The organism is Nostoc sp. UHCC 0302, assembly GCF_038096175.1.
Taxonomy (GTDB): Bacteria; Cyanobacteriota; Cyanobacteriia; order Cyanobacteriales; family Nostocaceae; genus UHCC-0302.
Map to the genome: position 1 here is coordinate 1,193,537 of NZ_CP151099.1, position 19,690 is coordinate 1,213,226.

General features: G+C 40.5%; 15 protein-coding genes. 10 read left to right on the forward strand and 5 right to left on the reverse strand.

Annotated elements, in window-relative coordinates:
• Positions 1–63: 63 nt before the first annotated feature.
• Entirely contained in the window at positions 64–1,026 is a 963-nt protein-coding gene (locus WKK05_RS04975; protein ID WP_341528670.1) for a 50S ribosomal protein L11 methyltransferase, read from the forward strand.
• 502 nt (positions 1,027–1,528) lie between these two features.
• The gene (gene aroA / locus WKK05_RS04980; RefSeq protein WP_341528671.1) at positions 1,529–2,812 is read left to right on the forward strand and encodes a 3-phosphoshikimate 1-carboxyvinyltransferase; all 1,284 of its coding nucleotides are present in this window, start codon (positions 1,529–1,531) and stop codon (positions 2,810–2,812) included.
• A gap of 252 nt (positions 2,813–3,064) precedes the next feature.
• Here aroA and WKK05_RS04985 read toward each other — a convergent pair whose 3' ends face one another.
• From WKK05_RS04985 to WKK05_RS05000, 4 genes are all read right to left on the reverse strand, one after another.
• Positions 3,065–3,364, reverse strand: a complete 300-nt coding sequence (locus WKK05_RS04985; protein ID WP_341528672.1) for a hypothetical protein — start codon at positions 3,362–3,364, stop codon at positions 3,065–3,067.
• Positions 3,365–3,595: 231 nt separating this feature from the next.
• Positions 3,596–5,788, reverse strand: a complete 2,193-nt coding sequence (locus WKK05_RS04990; protein WP_341528673.1) for an adenylate/guanylate cyclase domain-containing protein — start codon at positions 5,786–5,788, stop codon at positions 3,596–3,598.
• A gap of 15 nt (positions 5,789–5,803) precedes the next feature.
• Positions 5,804–6,583, reverse strand: a complete 780-nt coding sequence (locus WKK05_RS04995; RefSeq protein ID WP_341528674.1) for a DUF928 domain-containing protein — start codon at positions 6,581–6,583, stop codon at positions 5,804–5,806.
• 101 nt (positions 6,584–6,684) lie between these two features.
• Positions 6,685–6,936, reverse strand: a complete 252-nt coding sequence (locus WKK05_RS05000) for a hypothetical protein (RefSeq protein WP_341528675.1) — start codon at positions 6,934–6,936, stop codon at positions 6,685–6,687.
• A gap of 158 nt (positions 6,937–7,094) precedes the next feature.
• On the opposite strand from WKK05_RS05000, the gene WKK05_RS05005 reads away from it, so the two are divergent.
• The 5 genes from WKK05_RS05005 (at position 7,095) to WKK05_RS05025 (ending at position 14,031) form a co-directional block, all read left to right on the forward strand.
• A complete protein-coding gene (locus tag WKK05_RS05005) occupies positions 7,095–9,941 on the forward strand; it encodes a CHAT domain-containing protein (RefSeq protein WP_341528676.1) in 2,847 nt (948 codons plus the stop codon).
• A gap of 196 nt (positions 9,942–10,137) precedes the next feature.
• Positions 10,138–11,151 (forward strand): YihY/virulence factor BrkB family protein, encoded by a 1,014-nt coding sequence (locus tag WKK05_RS05010; RefSeq protein WP_341531022.1) that lies wholly within the window; start codon positions 10,138–10,140, stop codon positions 11,149–11,151.
• Positions 11,152–11,374: 223 nt separating this feature from the next.
• On the forward strand, positions 11,375–11,935 hold the full coding sequence (locus WKK05_RS05015) for a YetF domain-containing protein (protein ID WP_341528677.1): 561 nt from the start codon (positions 11,375–11,377) through the stop codon (positions 11,933–11,935).
• 40 nt (positions 11,936–11,975) lie between these two features.
• Complete coding sequence (gene purB, locus WKK05_RS05020) at positions 11,976–13,271, forward strand: adenylosuccinate lyase (RefSeq protein ID WP_341528678.1); 1,296 nt, start codon at positions 11,976–11,978, stop codon at positions 13,269–13,271.
• A gap of 202 nt (positions 13,272–13,473) precedes the next feature.
• Positions 13,474–14,031, forward strand: a complete 558-nt coding sequence (locus tag WKK05_RS05025) for a DUF4126 domain-containing protein (RefSeq protein WP_341528679.1) — start codon at positions 13,474–13,476, stop codon at positions 14,029–14,031.
• A 102-nt stretch (positions 14,032–14,133) separates the two neighbouring features.
• Here the strand turns inward: WKK05_RS05025 and hemH are convergent, their stop codons facing one another.
• Positions 14,134–15,300, reverse strand: coding sequence for a ferrochelatase (hemH, locus tag WKK05_RS05030; RefSeq protein WP_341528680.1), 1,167 nt, complete (start codon positions 15,298–15,300; stop codon positions 14,134–14,136).
• A 93-nt stretch (positions 15,301–15,393) separates the two neighbouring features.
• Between hemH and WKK05_RS05035 the strand changes: the two genes are divergently transcribed.
• From WKK05_RS05035 to WKK05_RS05045, 3 genes are all read left to right on the forward strand, one after another.
• Positions 15,394–16,020, forward strand: coding sequence for a class I SAM-dependent methyltransferase (locus tag WKK05_RS05035; protein ID WP_341528681.1), 627 nt, complete (start codon positions 15,394–15,396; stop codon positions 16,018–16,020).
• 426 nt (positions 16,021–16,446) lie between these two features.
• Entirely contained in the window at positions 16,447–18,648 is a 2,202-nt protein-coding gene (locus WKK05_RS05040; protein WP_341528682.1) for a hypothetical protein, read from the forward strand.
• 177 nt (positions 18,649–18,825) lie between these two features.
• Complete coding sequence (locus WKK05_RS05045; protein WP_341528683.1) at positions 18,826–19,680, forward strand: dienelactone hydrolase family protein; 855 nt, start codon at positions 18,826–18,828, stop codon at positions 19,678–19,680.
• Positions 19,681–19,690 lie beyond the last annotated feature (10 nt).

Genomic DNA, 19,690 nt, shown 5'->3' on the forward strand with positions numbered 1-19,690 from the left:
GCCATTCTAACAGGTGTACGCGCAAAGCCAGAAGTGAATTAGACAGCACCAAAGGAAGAAAATATGCCGTGGATAGAATTGAGCCTTGACACAACACACGAGGCGGTTGATTGGGTTCGGACGCTGGTTGCTGAAACTATTAATATTGATGATATTCATATTACAAAATATGCTGCACAGAACTTAGATGCTGAGGACATAGCACATCCCCCCTGGAGTTTTACGATTCGCTTGTATCTAGCCTACGATGTGCATTCGCGGCTGCGTGTAGAAAAAATCGTTAATCTACTATCACCCTTGTACCGTACAGGACTAACAACAGAAATTCAAACAACTGTGGTTGAAGAGAAACTCACAAACGCAGATGTACTTAACCCTGTTGCTCATCGAATAGGAAAACGTTTCGTTGTGCTAGCTCCTGATGTACTTTATCAGTCTCAAGCAGCAGATGAAATAATTTTGAGACTCAAGACTAGTCTCTCTTTTGGTAGTGGTCTCCACCCAGCAACCATTCTCAGCCTACAACTAATTGAGCGGCATATTGTCCCTAAGATGAATGTTCTCGACTTAGGAGCAGGTTCAGGTATTCTGAGTGTGGCGATCGCAAAATTAGGTGCAACTGTTTTAGCACTAGACAATGACAGCATTGCTGTGCAAGCAGCTCAAGACGCTGTACATCTTAACAAAGTAGAGCAGCAAGTAACAGTCATGGAAGGCAGTTTGGGATGTGGCAGCGAATTAGGGCATTGGATGGGTGGAGATAGCATCAACAATGTGCCAAAAATTGAAGCTATAGAGAAATTTGACGTCGTAGTCGCCAATATCCTGGCACGGATGCATACTGCCCTCGCTAATGACTACCAAAAGGCGCTGCGTCAAACTAACCCACAATCAGGACTACTGATTACATCTGGTTTTACCACTGATCATGAGGAAGATGTTAACAGGGCTTTAACAGAGGCAGGATTTGAGTTTGTCGATTGTGAACGATTGAACGAGTGGGTTGCCCTTGCTCATCGTAAGTAATTAACTCGCTTTGATCAATTCTTCGAGTTGCCACGCACTATTATAAATAAATCATTGGCGATCGCAGTACCCAACAAAATCAAACTACAACCAAATATCATTTACTAACTAACCTGCGGAATCTGGGGTATATACAGCAGATTTCAAGTTGATGAAGTACACGATATAGGTCTCATGGTTACTGAGCGTACTTGTACTGAGCCTGTCCTGAGCGTAGCCGAAGGGCGCAGCCGAAGTAGTCGAAGTAAAGTTAGGTAGAAAGCTTGTTTTCCTTCTGACTCACCTCGGCTACGCTCGGCGACCACCGAGCGTAGCCGAGGTGCGACCACCTGAATTCTGAATTCTGCTGTATGTATGTGATTTTGTTTCAGTCGGGGTCTAAATCCTCATGTAAAACAGGATTTAATTACGAATTACGTTAGCGTAGCAAGGCGGAGCATCGTTACGAATTATGAATTATTTTTATGTAAACTGTAGGTGGTCACTAGTGTAGAGGTTTAACGTGGATACCATTGCAATCCCTACTGTGAATCGCCCAGTGGATGCCACGGTGGAAATTCCCGGTTCTAAAAGTATTACGAATCGAGCATTGTTAGTTGCTGCCTTAGCACAAGGCGACTCGATTTTAGAAAATGCTTTATTTAGTGAAGATAGCGAGTATTTTGCCAAATGTATAGAGCAATTAGGCATTCCCATTACACTCAATCCTAATCAGGCTCAAATCCAGGTAGCGGGAAAGGGTGGTGATATTCCAGCTAAGCAGGCAGATTTATTTGTGGGTTTATCAGGGACTACAGCACGGTTTATCTCCGCACTGGTAGCGTTGGGGAATGGCGGCGAATATCGTTTAGATGGTGTTCCCCGAATGCGGGAACGACCAATGGGCGATTTGCTCAATGTACTGCAAGCAGGCGGAGCGACTGTTAACTTTGATGGGAACCCAGGCTTTATGCCTTACACCGTCTACAGTCAGCAATTCTCCGGTGGAAATTTTCGCTTGAAGGCGAACCAAACGAGTCAGCAACTTTCGGCATTGCTGATGATTGCTCCTTATGCTCAACAAGACACACTTGTTGAGGTTGAGGGTACGCTAGTTTCCCAATCTTACGTCAAAATGACCTGTAGCTTAATGGCAGATTTTGGCGTGGAGGTGATTGAAACTAAAGAGAATCAATTTCAGATTAAATCGGGTCAGTTATATCAAGGTCGAAATTACACAATAGAACCCGATGCGTCAAATGCCTCTTATTTTTTTGCAGCCGCGGCTGTCACAGGTGGACGGGTTCGGGTTAACCATTTGACCAAACAATCCTGTCAAGGTGATATTCTTTGGCTAAATGTTTTAGAACAGATGGGTTGTCAGATTAATGATTCTGACACTTATACCGAAGTCATCGGCCCGAAGCAATTGCAAGGTATTGATATTGATATGAATGATATATCAGATTTAGTGCAAACATTAGGAGCGATCGCACCTTTTGCCAATTCACCAATTACTATTCGTAATGTAGAACATATTCGATATAAAGAAACCGAACGCATTCACGCCGTTGTTACCGAGTTGCGTCGCTTAGGAGTCAAGGTTGAGGAATTTGCAGATGGACTGAAGATTGAGCCTAGTCCGATTACTCCAGCTGCGATTGAAACCTATCATGATCATCGAATGGCGATGGCGTTTGCTGTCACTGGTTTAAAAGTTCCAGGGATTGTGATTAAAGACCCAGGTTGCACAGCAAAGACTTTTCCTGATTACTTTACCCGATTCTTTAAAATGTTAGAACAGTAATTTGCGGGAGTTAGGAGTAGAGACGCGATGAATCGCGTCTCTACAGGAGTTAGCGTGTCTACCCTAACTCCTGAATTTTGACTATTTAGCTAATTAAAGTGAGTTCGATAGCTCATGTAGTAAGCACCTAATTAGCTTAATAAAGAAACCTCTCCCTGGTTTTACTACGCAAAACCGTCCCTCTCCGAATCGGAGAGGGACAGACTTGAACTTTAGTTCAAGGCAGGGAGAGGTTTGTCGAACTCACGTTAATTAATTGTCATGGTCATGGTCTGGATGAAGACTATTTGTACCTTTATCAGCCTCTAGCAATCGGGAAATAAATACGTCTGGTTTTCTACTAACAACAGACTTAACTTTATCAATAGCAATTACTTCATTGATTTTTGTAACCATTTCCCATAGAGTATCTTCCTCTGTTTCTTTGTTGTAAGTTCTGTGTTTAAACCATAACAAATCATCCCAAACTCCAATAACTGTAGCGAAATACCACTTATCTCGTATTAGTATCCAGATGTCTTGTTCTAAATAGGTCTGTAGAATAGATTTCACAGTGGCTAAGATAATAAAAAGGTATGGTGTTACATAATACGCAAGGATATATAGCAGATGCAACAGTGTAAATACAGATAGAATGTTGGTATATAGATATATAAGAAAATTAGTAAATTTAAACTATAACCGTTTGCAGGCGAGGATCAGGTGAATATTTAGAAAGTATCAATTAGTTCACGAAGATAAATTAATAGACCTATTGCATAGAGATTCGGTGTAATATCCAGATTAGCGAAGTGCTTTGAGAACTGCGATCGCTTTTGGAGAAATCGCTGTAAAACGAATCAGAAAATCATGCTCGTCAACTTGCGATTGTTTCATCACCTTGGCATAGAAGTATGCATCTTCTATTGTCAGTTCCGGTATCAATAACTTGAGTTTAAGATTACTCAAAAGTTCTAAGGAATCTAACACTCGCAGTTGCGCTCCTTTCTCTAAGAGGCTAATCAATTCCCCTTGATATACTGTTCCAACAGCGTGTTTTCCTTGTAAAACGGTGTACTCTACAGGTATTACTTGATTCAAGCTAATCATCAAATCATTATCTTCAGGCAAGAACAAGTTATATTTACCGCCAATGCCACGAATTTCATAAATTGTCACAGGGTCTTTCATTCCCTTGGGTTCTATTTGTTGTTGTCCAGTAATCTTGATATCAATATTGGCATCTTTACAGGTATTTTCGGAAATCAAAATCTGTCCTCCTACAGTATAGGACTCAATTCGAGAAGCCAGATTTACATGACTACCGATAACTGTGTATTGAGCGCGTTTTTGAGAACCAACGTTTCCCGCAACAACTTCGCCTGTATTGATTCCAATTCCCATTTCTAGGATTGGTAGATTCATTTGCTGATTTTGTTCATTCACCTGCTGCATTGCTAATTGCATCGCCACAGCACAAGCGATCGCTCTTTGAGAATCATCTTCGCGGCTTATAGGCGCACCAAACATTACTAGTATACCATCACCCATAAACTCATTAATCGTGCCTTTATAGCGATTAATTTCATCTGTCATGGCACTCAAATAAAGATTGAGAATTTTCACTACTTGCTCAGGTGGTAACTGTTCAGAAATAGCAGAAAACCCTCTTAAATCAGACACAAGAATTGTGACTTTTCTGCGTTCTCCTCCTAGCTTTAACCCAGAAGGAGTTTCTAGGATATTGGCGACTACTTCATCAGTGAGATAGCGACCGAAGGTTTTTCGCATTTCGGCAGCACTCTGGGCAATATACTGAGTGAGTGCGATCGCTGATCCTGCAAATGCCAGTAGTGAAGGTACAACGGGAATCCACCAACCGCCAAGAAACGCTAGAAAACTGCCACTAAGTAAACCGCCACCCGCCAGACTGACAACCATTAAAGTCTTCTGGTTGCTGCTATGGCGTTGTTGCCAACACAAGGTAGCACCAATGATTGACCAGCCCAAAATCAATAGCCATTCTAGTGACTCAGGTAAAGTTTTAATTGGTGGACGACCATCTAAAGCTGCGCTCAAAATTTGACTAATTAAATTGGCATGAATTGTTACACCCGCCATCCGTTCTGGCTCAGAAAATACATTACTGCTATAAGGCGTAAAAAACAGATCCTTCAAACTCTCAGCGGTTGCACCAATTAGTACTACCTTACCTCGCATAAAATCTGCTGGGATACGACCTTCTTGCACAGTTGTTAGAGAAACTTTGCTAAACTGCTGTATTCTGCCTCGGTAGTTTAACAGTACTTGATAGCTACCAGCATCGGCTCGGACGTAACCCCCATCATTAGCTTCAAAAGTAGGGAAAACACCGCGACCTAACTGCAAGTAATTTGAGTTATTTTTTGCTGGCTGTTCAATAATACCTTGAGGTTTCAAGTATAGTAATGCCAGTTTTAAGCCAAAGCTTTCGATAACTTCGTCATTCTTTAAATTTACGTATAGCAATCCGCGGCGAATTTTGCCATCCCCATCTAAAGGTATGTCATTTGCCCCAACTTGATGACGTTGTTTTAAAGCTGGAGGTGCATCAACCGCAGAACTATCAATAGTATCAGAAAATTTTTGCACTCCAATTAAATTAGGAGTAGATTCAAACACCTTAACTAGGTCTTGATGACCGGGATTTATGGGTAAATCACGATAGATATCTAAACCGATCGCCTTTGGTTGCTGCTGTTTGATTTTCTTTAATAAGCTAGCGAGTGACTTATCAGACATAGGCCACTGTCCTTGCTTGCGGATATCTGCCTCATTAATCTCAACAATGACAATGCGGCTATCAATTGGTTCTGGTGGACGGAAAAGAAAAAATTGATCTAGCGCTGCCAATTCCAATAATTGCAGCAGTCCACTCAAGCGTAATGCAATTACTAAAACTGTAATATTAGGAACTGCAAATATAATACCCCGCCATTTCCAGATTTGCGGTTTCATAAATAGAGACGCGATTCATCGCATCTTTTGTAGTGATGAATTCTCAAATGTGCAGCAATCGAGCAATGGCTCTGAGGCGATCGCACTCAAACCAACTGATTTAAAAAATTGTCTCCAATCAAGTCTGACTTTTATATTATTTGGCTCTGTACGGCGTAGCTGCACCAGAGAAGTTAGCGCTTCATGCCAGATTCCAGCTTCTGCATAGATAGTGGGTAACTTCTGCAAATCTGCCTTTTTTAGTGCTTGGGATAAAGATAATTCTGGTTGAGTGCGTTCTACCCAGCCATCTACACTAGGATTTTCGCTGGAGTCTTCAGCATCGCAAACAATTGTTAGATACCAGTGATATGTTTTACCTACTGCAAGCGGAGGTGTATTTTTAGGAAGTGTCAAGCTAATAATTCCAGGTTTATTCGGCAGCGTCAAAGATGTTTCATAAAATACTGCCTGATCTTTATTTGTCAGAATTAGAAATTTGGCTGTTTTGACTGTAATTCTAGGTACGTACCAGAAAAATGTTGGATATTGAGCAAATGTCAGCCCTAATTTATTTGCAGGTATTAAAGGGGTTATAGCTTTGTTCCTTGGTAAGCAAGAAGAACCGCGAGTTGAACCACCAGCACTTGCAGGAGGATTTCCCCGCTTTGGTGGCTTAAATGTTTGACTAATTTGCCAAGTTTTGATCGTCTGAGATGAGTGACTGTCTACCTGTGCTGTAACAGCACTCAGCGGAACAAGAGCTAAACTCAAGGATAAGGTTGCAAGATATAAAGATGGCTGAAGCAATTTCATTTGGATCTGGGAGTGTATTGGTTCTAGCCTGGCAATGATAGGCAGTCAAGATTTTAACTGTCTAAATCAAGTGTTCCCAAAAGCAAGACTAGATTTTGCACTCAACCACAAACTGATGCATTGGCATAACCAAACGATGTTTTGGCATAACCAAATGATGTTTTGGCATAACCAAGCAATGTTTTGGCATAACCAAACGATGTTTTGGCATAACCAAACGATGTTTTGGCATAACCAAACGATGTTTTGGCATAACCAAACGATGTTTTGGCATAACCAAGCGATGCATTGGCATAAGCTTTTACCGTCATGTATAAAACAGCAATATCTCTTATACCTTTATATTTGTACACCCATTTTCAAATTGGGCGATCGCTCAAAGGAAAATGGCAAAGCCAATAGCTCCTTTTACTCACAGTAGACAAGGATGTAATTGGCGCAGTTTTTCTCTTGCTTCTGGGAATTCTAAATCTAAGAAGTTATTAAATCGCGAGAGAATAAAGGTGTCTTTATGAGTAAATGGAAGATAAATGATTCAATACAATGGCAATTTCTTCCATTTGTAGCGGCTCGTACTGTTGTCTTTGCCAGCATCTTGTTCTTTTCAAAATCGAGTGTGGTAAATGCTCAACAGTATTCGGGAAATATTGCACAGTTAACACAGACAACTTCGCCAGATGCAACTAGTGCTGCTGAACAAGTATATCAGCAGGCAAAGCAACTATATGAGCAAGGAACAGCAGAATCTTTAACGCAAGCGATCGCCAAATTTACAGAAGCACTTTCACTATATCGTCAAATAGGCGACCAGAAATCAGAAGCTTTTACCCTTGCTCACATTGGTAAAATTTACTCAGATTTAGGGCAACAGCAAAAAGCACTCTCTTATTTAAATCAAGCCTTATTACTCAGGCGACAAATAGGAGATAAAACAGGAGAAACTATTACCCTGAACAACATTGGCAATGTCTACTCAGATATAGGAGAACCCCAAAAAGCACTAGATTTTTTTCACCAAGCTTTGGTACTCAAGCGAAAAATGGGAGATAAAGCAGGGGAAGCTATTACTCTCAACAACATTGGCAATGTCTACTTAGATTCAGGAGAACCGCAAAAAGCATTAGATTATTTCCAACAATCTTTGTTACTTAGACAGCAAGTAGGAGACAAACTAGGAGAAGCTCGTACTCTTAATAATATTGGTAATGTCTACTTAGATTTGGGAGGACAACAAAAAGCATTAGATTATTTCCAGCAATCCTTGGTTTTACATCAACAACTGCGAGACAAGTCAGCAGAATCTCGCGCCCTCAACAATATTGGTACAGTCTACTTAGATTTAGGAGAACAGCAAAAGGCACTCTCTTATTTTCAACAATCCCTGATTCTTAGACGACAGATAGGAGATAAATTAGGGGAAGCTCGTATCCTTAACAATATTGCTACAGTTTACTTAAATTTAGGAGAACACCAAAAGGCACTGGATTTTTTCCACCAATCCTTACCTCTATTTCAATCTGTGGAAAATAAATTAGGGTTAGCTGCTAACCTCAATAACATTGGTAGAGTTTACTTAAATTTGGCAGAACATCAAAAGGCACTAGATTTCTTCCAGCAATCTCTGCCTTTATATCAAAAGTTAGGGAACAGAGGAGGAGAAGCTCAAACTCTTCATAACATCGCCTCTGTTCAACGCAATCAAGGCAATCTTAATGCAGCCCTAACTCAGATCAAAACAGTAATCAACATTGTTGAAGACCTACGTACTAAAATTGATTCTCAGGAACTTCGCGCTTCCTATTTTGCGACAGTGCAGAATTATTACCAGTTCTATATCGATTTGCTGATGCAGCTGCACAAACAGCAACCATCTCAAGGATATGATGGGTTAGCATTGCAAACCAGCGAACGCGCCCGCGCCCGTAGTCTTTTGGAACTGCTCACAGAAGCTAACGCCGATATTCGTCAAGGTGTCGAACCAAAGTTACTTTCGCAAGAGCGCAACTTACAGCAACAACTTGATACTTTAGAAAAACGTCGCATACAGTTATTGGGTGGCAAATATACTGAAGCGCAAGTGCAAGTTTTAGAAAAAGAAAATGAGGCAATTCTAGAACAGTATCAGCAAATCCAATCAAAGATTCGCGCCACTAGTCCACGTTATGCATCACTAACTCAACCTCAACCTCTTTCAATGGCACAAATTCAGCAGCAAGTCCTTGATGAAAATACCTTGCTTTTAGAATATTCTCTGGGAGAAAAGCACAGTTATCTTTGGGCAGTTACAAATAAGAGCATTACTAGTTATGAATTGCCTAAGCGTGCAGACATTGAAGCTAGCGTCCAAAAGTTCCGTCAAGCTATAACCACGCCATATCTCAAAAATAGCCCATCTATAAATGCTCTATCTCAGTTAATACTCGCACCAGTAGCCCAACAATTAGGCAAGAAACGTTTAGTAATCGTCAGCGATGGTGCTTTGCAGTATGTGCCATTTGCTGCATTAACTACATCTATTTCGCAGGGAAGCAACTATGAACCATTACTGCTCAACCATGAAATAATTACTTTACCCTCAGCCTCTACAGTAGCTATTCTTAGACGTGAACACAAAGAACGCAAATCTGCGCCGAAAACATTAGTTGTGTTAGCAGATGCAATTTTTAGTAGTGATGATGAGCGACTCCAAGGTAAAGTACAAGTATCTCGCGCACCTGAATCAGGAAGCAATTTAGATAGCCTGACTTTAACAAGATCCGCTAAAGATTCCAACATTAATTTTGAGCGTTTACCCTTTACGCGCCAAGAAGCCGAGCAAATTCTTTCTCTTGTATCACCGAGCGATCGCAAACAAGCTTTTGACTTTACTGCTAGTCGCACTACAGCCAGTAGCAAAGATTTAAGTCAATATCGTATCATCCATTTTGCCACTCATGGCATTCTTAATAGCAAGCATCCAGAATTATCAGGAGTAGTGTTATCACTATTCGACGACAAGGGAATGCCGCAAAATGGCTTTTTGCGTTTGCACGATATTTTTAACCTCAACCTCCAAGCAGAACTAGTGGTACTAAGCGCCTGTCAAACCGGACTGGGTGAGGAAGTCAAAGGAGAAGGATTAGTGGGGTTAACGAGGGGGTTTATGTATGCAGGTAGTCCGCGAGTTGTGGTGAGTCTGTGGAGTGTCGATGACAAAGCAACATCGGAACTAATGAAGGTTTTTTACAACAAAATGCTAAAAGCAGGATTAAAGCCTGCCGCAGCGTTGCGGGCAGCACAATTAGAAATATGGCGTACTCAAGAATATGCTGCACCTTATTACTGGGCTGCTTTCACTTTACAAGGTGAATGGAGGTAAAAAATTTAATCTCAATTGTTTAGCTTACTAAAAAGTCATTATTTGCAGACAATCCCGTCAAACAAATTAAATACTCCGTTAAATTCTGTCTCAAGGATGCTTGACAAATACCCTTGGGAAGATGCTTTTACATAGTAAATCAGTATCAAATATATCAGGTAAATTAGCGTTCTCCTCTGATAAGGAGACTGATGGGATGAATTTGCAGGCGATTTTGGAGTTGTTTCAAGAAACATTTAAAGAATGGAGTGAAGATAAAGCTTCACGGTTAGCGGCGGCGTTAGCTTATTACACGATTTTTTCGATAGCGCCGTTGCTAATTATTGTAATTGCGATCGCCGGCGCAGTATTTGGAGAAGAGGCGGCAAGAGGTCAAATTGTCCAACAAATTCAAGGTTTAGTTGGCAGAGATGGAGCAGAATTGATCCAAACGGCGATTACCAACGCTAACAAACCCCAAACAGGTGCGATCGCCTCACTTATTAGTCTTGCACTTTTACTATTAGGTGCTACTGGATTATTTACCGAGTTGCAAGATTCCCTCAACACAATCTGGGAGGTGAAACCGAAACCAGGACGTGGCGTCAACAACATCGTCCGCCAACGCTTTCTGTCTTTTGCGATGGTGCTAGGTATTGGGTTTCTACTTTTAGTTTCTCTAGTAATTAGTACAGCGTTGTCAGCAATAGTTACATACTTTAGTAATCTGCTACCGGGCGTTGATTTTCTCTGGCAACTGGTCAGTTTCATCATCTCTTTTAGCATCACTACCGTACTGTTTGGTTTAATATTCAAAGTACTGCCAGATGTCAAAATTACTTGGAGTGATGTTTTAATTGGAGCTATTCTCACCTCATTTTTGTTTTCAATAGGTAGGTTTTTATTAGGACAATATTTAGGTAATGGCAGTTTTGGTTCAGCCTACGGTGCTGCTGGTTCATTAGTCGTGATTTTAGCTTGGGTTAACTATGCCGCCCAGATTCTCTTTTTTGGTGCTGAATTTACTCAAGTTTATGCCAGAAAATACGGCAGCGGTATAGTTCCAGATAAAAATGCCATACCTCTTGCTAATAATGCAAAACTCAATAGCACTAATCAGACTGAGCAACCGCCTACGAAGAAAAAGCGTTCTTCTAACTTAATGAATCGCTTTATTCAGTATTTTAGAAAGCCCAAGCGCTTAAAACAGAAAAAAAATCAGCGGTTTTAATTACTCAATGCTGACAATTTATCCATTCCAAGTAATATTTGAAAATGAAATAAAACGAAAAATTTTAGTGTAAACATATTTGTAGGGTGTGTTGTCGCCAAGTGCCGCACCATCTAAGATTTGCTATCAAATTAATTAAAGTTGCTGTAAATCAAAAGGAAAATCAGATTTTTCAAGTTTTATAAATAAAGCTTAAGCCTGAAATAGGGAGAAATTATCGCTAATGGAATGGTTTTTTATCGATTGGCAGGCAATTTTTATTCCTAGTATCAGCGTCTTTGAGTTAATTATACGTGGATCGCTGGTCTACTTAGCACTGTTCTCAGTGTTACGCTTCCTTCCAAGCCGGCAACTAGGAACTTTAGGAATTACCGATTTACTTGTGGTTGTGCTATTTGCGGAAGCCGCCCAAAACGCTATGGCAAGTCACTATACATCGATTACTGAAGGGGCTATCCTGGTAGGAACTGTCATTTTTTGGAGCTACTTGCTCAATTGGTTGGGTTATAAACTTCCTCAGTTCCAGCGCTTTCTTAATCCGCCGCCGTTGCTGTTGGTAAAAAATGGTCGGATGATTCAGCGCCATCTGCAACAGGAGTTGATCACACAAGAAGAGTTGATGAGTAAGTTACGTCAGCAAGGTGTAGAATTTATCACTGATGTGAAACTGGCATATATGGAGGCTGATGGTAGCATTAGTATCATCACCTTAGACTCAAAAAGTACTTCCAATGCTGAGCAAAAAGCTGAGTCAAAAATAGAGTTAAAAAGCGATCTACACTAATTAAACTGTAAAATATGACGGTTGTATTCTGTGCCAAACTGTGATTGAGCGTTATACTCTACCCGAAATGGGTAATCTGTGGAGTGAAACCTATAAGCTAAAAACTTGGCTGCAAGTAGAAATTGCTGTTTGTGAGGCTCAAGCTGAATTAGGTTACATTCCGTCTGAGGCGGTTGAAGAAATTAAGGCAAAGGCAGATTTTGACCCGAAACGGGTATTGGAAATTGAGGCTGAAGTCCGCCACGATGTCATCGCCTTTTTAACCAATGTTAACGAATACGTGGGTGATGCTGGACGTTATATTCACCTGGGTTTAACAAGTTCGGATGTCTTGGATACGGCTTTAGCATTGCAATTAGTTGCCAGTTTAGATGTGTTGTGGCAACATCTGGAAGATTTGATTCAGGCAATTCGCCAAAAGGCAAAGGAACATCGTCATACGGTGATGATTGGTCGATCGCATGGTATCCACGCTGAACCCATTACCTTTGGTTTTAAGCTAGCTGGATGGTTAGCGGAAGTATTGCGCCATCAAGAACGTTTAAGAATTCTTCGGGAAACCATCGCTGTCGGGAAAATTTCTGGTGCAGTGGGAACCTATGCCAATATTGAACCACGCGTAGAAGCGATCGCTTGCCAAAAACTCGGACTTAAACCTGATACAGCCTCAACACAAGTTATTTCCCGCGATCGTCATGCCGACTATGTGCAGCAATTAGCTTTAATAGCCGCATCTATTGAACGTTTTGCTGTCGAAATTCGCAATCTCCAAAAAACAGACGTTCTCGAAGTCGAAGAATTCTTCGCCAAAGGTCAAAAAGGCTCTAGTGCCATGCCGCACAAGCGTAACCCCATCCGTTCCGAACGACTAACAGGAATGGCGCGACTCGTCAGAAGTCATGCAGGCGCAGCTTTAGAAAACGTTGCCCTGTGGCATGAAAGAGACATTTCTCACAGTTCTGTAGAACGGGTAGTTTTGCCAGATGCTTGCATTTTGACGCACTTCATGCTTGTAGAAATAACCGACTTGGTGAAAAACCTGCTAGTTTATCCTGAGAACATGGAACGAAATCTCAACTGCTATGGCGGCGTTGTCTTTAGCCAGAAAGTGCTACTAGCGTTGATAGATAAAGGACTCAAACGCGAAGAAGCTTATGCGATCGTCCAAGAAAGTGCTCATGCTGCTTGGAATAAGCCAGAAGGCAACTTCCAGGAATTGATTAGCAACGACCCGCGTGTTACTCAAAAGTTGTCTCCAGCAGAACTTGAAATATCTTTTGACCCCCAGCAGCATCTTAAGCATCTAGAAGCAGTTTACCAGAGGTTAGGAATTTAGTTCTAATTGTCATTGGTCATTGGTCATTTGTCATTTGTCATTGGTCATTCTTCTCTCCCTTGTCCCCCTTGTCCCCACTCCCCACTCCCCAATCCCCAATCCCCACTCCCCACTCCCTAAAAAGAAGTGCTGGAATTATCGGCAGCAATGGGTAGTATAAATAACAAATCCTGGCTTATTTATTAGCCCTTTGAGCGCCCAGATGATTGAAATCTTAGCCACGCTTTCTGCCTCAGCGGCAGCAGGAATGAGAATCGGCATACCTCTGCTGATAATTGGACTCTTGCAGGGCAGTCATTTTTGGTCACAAGTGCCAATTTTATCGCACATTTCTCCGCCAGTCTTGTTAGGCTTACTTACCATCTGGTCGCTAGTTGAACTATTTGCTTCAAAAAAGCTTACAGGACAAAGAGTACTACAAGTAGTTCAGTTGTTATTGTCTCCCCTTGTAGGGGCAATCATGGGCTTAGCAGTAGCTTCGGCAACAGCAACACCAAACTGGCTCATTGCTTTAATTGGTGGTTTGTTAGCTTTAGTACTCCAGCTAGTTCAAGTTGGTTGGTTCTATCGCTTGCGTGGTTTACCCTTGTGGGCAGTCTTCCTTCAAGATACTTTGGGTGTTGCTCTCGTGCTGTTTGCCTTCGATGCTCCTTGGCAAGGAGGATTGATTGCTTTAGTCCTCTTATGGTTTGCACTTCGTAGTGCTAAGCAATGGTATGACTGGTATTGGAAGGGACAAGGACTGGGGACTAGGGATTAGGGACTGGGGATTAGGAGGACAAGGAAATAAGGAAGAATAATAACTATTGACCCTTGACTCCTGACCAATACCCAGCCCCCAGTCCCCAGTACACAATACCCTCTACTGCAAAAGTCCAATCATATGCAATAAGCCATGCCCGGTAATGATCTCGATGATTAAGGCAATGAAACCCAGCATGGCAATACGACCATTCCATACTTCAGCACTAGTAGTCAAACCCCACTGCCAACCTTCTTGCGGATACATTTTCACCATTTTTTTGATTTGGGCAGCTTGCGAAAGCTTGAAACTGGGTTTTTGCAGTGCATCAATCACTAAGTCTGCTAATGCTTTAATAAATACCGGATGGGTATTGGGAGCAGGTACGCGGCGAAAGTTATGAATTCCCGATTCTTCGGCGACTTCCCGGTATTCAATATCAATTTCTTGTAGTGTCTCGATGTGTTCTGAAACAAAACTGATCGGCACGACTACCAAATCTTTCACACCTTTTGCGCCTAATTCTTTGAGCGCATCTTCTGTATAGGGTTGCAACCATTCTACAGGCCCGACGCGACTTTGGTAAGCCAGTGTGTGAGTATTGCTTCGATTGAGGGTCTGCATAATCAAAGCAGTACATTCCTCAATTTCTTGCTGGTAGGGGTCGCCTGCCTCTTCAACATAGCTTTTAGGAACGCCATGAGCGCTGAAAAAGATATGAACCTCATTAGGATTGGGAAATTGATCTAGTTCTTGAGCTATGAGTTCCGCCATTGCCTGGAGATAACCTGATTGTTTGTACCAGGAAGGAATGACGGTGTAATCAATTCGCTGAAGTTTTGGATCTTCTTGCCAAAGTTTTTCTAACAGCCGGAAGCTAGAACCACTGGTACTGATGGAAAACTGGGGATACAGTGGTAAAATTACTAAGTGTTCTATATTATCTTGAGTCAGCTGTGCGATCGCCTCTTCGGTATAGGGATGCCAATAACGCATTCCTACATAGATATTTGCTTCTTGCCCCAAATAACCCAGTTGTTCTTTCAGAGCTTCCCCTTGGGCTTCCGTAATTCGCCTTAATGGAGAACCACCACCAATTTGTTTATAGTTTTCTTGAGATATTTTGGTTCGCCGCGAGGCAATGAACCAAGCTAAAGGTCGTTGCAACCAGCGAAACGGTAGGCGAATGATTTCCGGATCGGAAAATAGGTTATACAAAAACGGCCCGACATCTTCTAATTTATCAGGGCCACCGAGATTGAGTAATAAGACGCCTACACGACCCATAGCAGTTACTTTCCCCCAATCTTTTCAGGTTTTTTACTAATGTTAACAATATATCTTTATTAAATATAAAGCTTAACAGCAAGGAAAAGTTGAATGGCAACAATTTTAAGGGATTGGAGTTACCGCTATCAGTGGCTTTATGATAGTATCTCGCGTTTAGCAGCCTTGAGTGTAGGCGGTGAAGGGCGTTTCCGGCAATTAGCTTTACAAGGGTTAACAATTGACTCAGATACTCAGGTTTTGGATTTATGTTGTGGTAGTGGTCAAGCAACGCAATTTTTGGTAAAACATTCACAAAATGTTACAGGCTTAGACGCTTCACCTTTGTCTTTGCGACGGGCGCGGCAGAATGTGCCTACTGCTTCTTATGTAGAAGCTTTTGCGGAGGATATGCCCTTTGCAGATAATCTATTTGATGTGGTGCATACCAGTACTGCACTGCACGAGATGCAACCTGAGCAATTGCGGAAAATTATTCAAGAGGTTTATCGGGTATTGAAGTCAGGAGGAGTGTTCACGCTGGTAGATTTCCACACTCCTACGAATCCGATATTTTGGCCTGGGATAACACTGTTTTTACTGTTGTTTGAGACTGAGACAGCTTGGCAGTTACTGAAAACTGACTTGACTTTGTTGCTGCGTGAGACTGGGTTTGATGCGAGCGAGCCAACTTTGTATGCAGGTGGTAGTTTGCAGGTAATCCAAGCGAGGAAGAGATAAATCGCACCAAAAGGTAAAATTAAAAAGATTTTTGACTAAAATCACGTGAGTTCGAAAGTTAGAAAACGGCAAAAAGCTTGCTAGATATGAAACATGAGAAACCGAGCAGGTGTTGCGATGACTAAGTTAGATTGAGAATCAGCAAAAAAGTCACAAAAAAACGCCGAGACTAAAAATATCTGATAAAAATGAGAGTTTCGGCTATGTCCATTATTATATCTCGCCTCAACATCACACAAATCTTTTGAATATTTGAGTTTTTATAGCGTTTCTAACTATGTTTTAATGATTAAAGCCACTTAAATAAAAAATTAATTAATGAAGATATGTTCGTATACTAAAGCCAAGTTTATAGCTCTAGTATTATTATTTATAATTAGTACTTGCATTTTTGGCTTGCTATTTATTAATAATCTAACCGAACCTTTGGCTGGTGGTAGCGATGTAGATATTTGGGAATATATAGGATTTTATGTAAATAAAAATCTTAGTTTTTCACCACTTCCTAAACTAAATTTAAATAATAATCAAGTTTTATACCCTTATGGAACAAATAGTGTATTTCAACCTTGGGCGCTTGAAAGAGATATTTTGTACGCTATCCTACATTCATTTTCTAGCGGCCCTTGGTTAAAAATTTACTATCTGCTCACTATATTAGTTACAGCATTTGGAAGCTTTATATTACTCTTTCGAGATTATGGTTATGCTCGTGCTATGAGCTTTGGATATTTAGTTACCTACGGTAATTTCTATGCAGTACTAGAATATCCAGTGCATATTAGTAAAGCTGTACTTCACTGGACTACACTTAGTTTTATAGCTGACTTTCTAATAGTTAAGAGAGTTTGTTTAGGAGAGTTTTTATCTATAAGACTAATTTTAGTAAGAGTTTGCTTGCTTGTTCTATCTCTTGGTCAAGATTTGGGATATATAGCTGGCTTTTCCCTAACTTCTTTTACAGTTTCCACCCTTTTTATTACAGTGGTAGTTTGCTACAGATACTTCAAAAGTAAATTAGTTTTTAACCACTTATTGTTAATTCTTAAAAGATATAAAAAAGAATTTTGGATGTATCCGCGTATATCATTTTTCCTAATTATCTTAACTACTATTGCGGCATATATTTATATACCTTTAATTTTACAGATTAGGAGAGAAACTAAAAATTTTGACTTTACAGGAATTAGTAGTGGATATTTATGGGTTCACCCTTTAAGATTATTTATACCTTTTTTCCCACAATTTAATCCAGCAAATATTGATTTCAAACAATTATTCGGTGACATACCAGAAAATATAGGTGCTGGAAGCCCTGGCTGGTTTTTACTCATTGTGGCTACTATGGGTTTATGGAAAGCACATAAAAAAATTATTATCTATTTACCATTAATTCTAATATTTATAATTTTTGTTTTCTATCATCCCATCAACTTCCCTACACTTAATATATTTCCCTGGCTTGCTTTTAATAGAAAACCGATTAGTTCTATTTATCCAGTGATACTTGGTCTTTTTGCTCTGGAAGTTAATTTAAATGGATTACACGAGCATCAAAGAAAGCTAGTTTCAGTACTCTTAGTCTGTTTGGCTTGCACTGAAGTTTATACTGCTTACTCTATTAAGCTGAACTATAATCCTTATTCAATAGACAAAAACTTCTTATTTGATAAAACTTTTTTTACTTATATGAACTATATTAAGAAACAGCCAGGAGAAGCTGTATTAGATTGGCCATTCTGTGTAGCAGGTGGTAATGGAGTAGGCTCTGCAAGCCTTTGCCCATACTATCATCTAAATTCCGGAGTTTTCTCTCTCAGGAGATTTCATGAAAAGAAAGTGATGGGACAGTACTTTGGACGTTTACATCCTTCTCAAATAGAACCATATCTTCAAGCTGGTTGGGATAAGCTATTTTTCCCTGATAGCAGAGATATTTTTAAAGCGAGCCGTCAAACGCGTTGTTTCAAAACAGAAGAATGGTCTTTCCTTACAGATTTTTATAAATTTAATGACTTTGCTGGCATAAATCTTTATGTAAATTTTTTACCGGAGGATTGTATTGCTAAGTTCTACAAAAGTTTTGGTACTCCGGTTATAGAAACAGTAGTACCTTCAGCAGGAAGAGTACAATTTATTCCAAAACCATCTAATTTAAGAAATCAAGTTAACTTAACATTAGGTGCTAGCCTGAAGTTTGAACCTCTGCTAGATTTATCTGAATCTAATTTGATAAAAATCAACTCACCTCGTAGTTTAGCACTCCAGGGATTAAGTGACATTGAAAAAGATAATAAATCTAATAGCTGGCGTTGGGCGTTAGGCCCAGAAACTGTAATTAGTTTTCAATTAGCAAAATCTCAACCTTTAAAACTTAATTTCAAGTTTATCAACTTAATTGCTTCTCAAAATGTAGATGTAGAGATTAATGGAGTCGCAATAAATAAAAATTCTTATGAAGTGGGAGATCAGGTTGAGCATAGCTTTAAATTCCAAGGGACTGTAGGATTGAATAAAATTATTTTTAGATATAAAGACTGGAATAAACATAACACTACATTTGCTCCTAATGATGTTAGACTAATGGCAATTAATTTTCAGGAACTATTGATTTTAGCCCAAAATTAAAAAACAGCTCAGGTGAGCTTTTGGAGTAACGCTTCATACCCAAAATTGAGGATTTTAAAGTTAAGAAAGAAAATTTTCTATCAATACAAAAAGTCAGTATTGACTTAGTTATCAATAATTTAGAAGCAATTTTCCTGAAACAGTAAGATTAAGGCTAGATAGCTGAAGATAAAGATCATGAAAGAAATAACGCGTCGCAATTTTATCGCAACTGCCACTTTAGCAACAGGTTTTACTCTAGCTGTGCAACCTATTTCTGCCGCAGTCATTACCACTGATGCTAAGGGTTTAGTAGCAGGTGCAGTAAAAATTCCTGTTACAGATGGTGAAATTCCTGCTTACAGAGCAGTTCCTGCAAAGGGTAGAGATTTCCCAATTGTCTTAGTTATTCAGGAAATTTTTGGTGTACACGAGCATATTCAGGATATCTGTCGTCGCTTTGCCAAGTTGGGATATTTAGCGATCGCACCTCAATTATTTATCCGTCAGGGCGATGTCTCCAAGTTAAGTAATATTGACGAAATTCGCTCAGTAGTAGCCAAAGTACCTGATGCTCAAGTGCTATCTGATCTTGATGCTACAGTCAACTGGGGTGTAAAATCAGCTAATGGTAATGCCGATAAATTGGCAATAACTGGCTTCTGCTGGGGTGGGCGCATCACTTGGCTGTACGCAGCACACAATCCCAACGTGAAGGCAGGCGTGGCATGGTACGGGCGATTAGTGGGCGATGTCACGGAACTCACGCCTAAGCATCCTGTTGATATTGCCTCTACATTAAAAGTCCCCATTCTCGGACTATATGGTGGCAAGGATACGGGTATTACCCTTGATACAGTAGAGCAGATGCGCGATCGCCTTGCGTCTCGGAACGAGAATCGCCTTAAAAAAAGCAGCAGCAAATCGGAAATCATCGTTTATCCCGATGCACCTCACGCCTTTTTTGCCGATTATCGCCCTTCTTACCGTGAAAAAGAAGCCAAGGACGGTTGGAGACGGCTTCAGGCATGGTTCAAGCAGCATGGTGTGTAACTTGGAGTTA

Excerpts from the sequence above, each read along its gene's own strand:
- WKK05_RS04975 (WP_341528670.1), top strand. The coding sequence starts at position 64 with ATGCCGTGGATAGAATTGAGCCTTGACACAACACACGAGGCGGTTGAT.
- WKK05_RS04990 (WP_341528673.1), bottom strand. The coding sequence starts at position 5,788 with ATGAAACCGCAAATCTGGAAATGGCGGGGTATTATATTTGCAGTTCCT.
- WKK05_RS04995 (WP_341528674.1), bottom strand. The coding sequence starts at position 6,583 with ATGAAATTGCTTCAGCCATCTTTATATCTTGCAACCTTATCCTTGAGT.
- WKK05_RS05005 (WP_341528676.1), top strand. The coding sequence starts at position 7,095 with ATGAGTAAATGGAAGATAAATGATTCAATACAATGGCAATTTCTTCCA.
- WKK05_RS05010 (WP_341531022.1), top strand. The coding sequence starts at position 10,138 with ATGAATTTGCAGGCGATTTTGGAGTTGTTTCAAGAAACATTTAAAGAA.
- WKK05_RS05015 (WP_341528677.1), top strand. The coding sequence starts at position 11,375 with ATGGAATGGTTTTTTATCGATTGGCAGGCAATTTTTATTCCTAGTATC.
- WKK05_RS05025 (WP_341528679.1), top strand. The coding sequence starts at position 13,474 with ATGATTGAAATCTTAGCCACGCTTTCTGCCTCAGCGGCAGCAGGAATG.
- hemH (WP_341528680.1), bottom strand. The coding sequence starts at position 15,300 with ATGGGTCGTGTAGGCGTCTTATTACTCAATCTCGGTGGCCCTGATAAA.
- WKK05_RS05035 (WP_341528681.1), top strand. The coding sequence starts at position 15,394 with ATGGCAACAATTTTAAGGGATTGGAGTTACCGCTATCAGTGGCTTTAT.
- WKK05_RS05045 (WP_341528683.1), top strand. The coding sequence starts at position 18,826 with ATGAAAGAAATAACGCGTCGCAATTTTATCGCAACTGCCACTTTAGCA.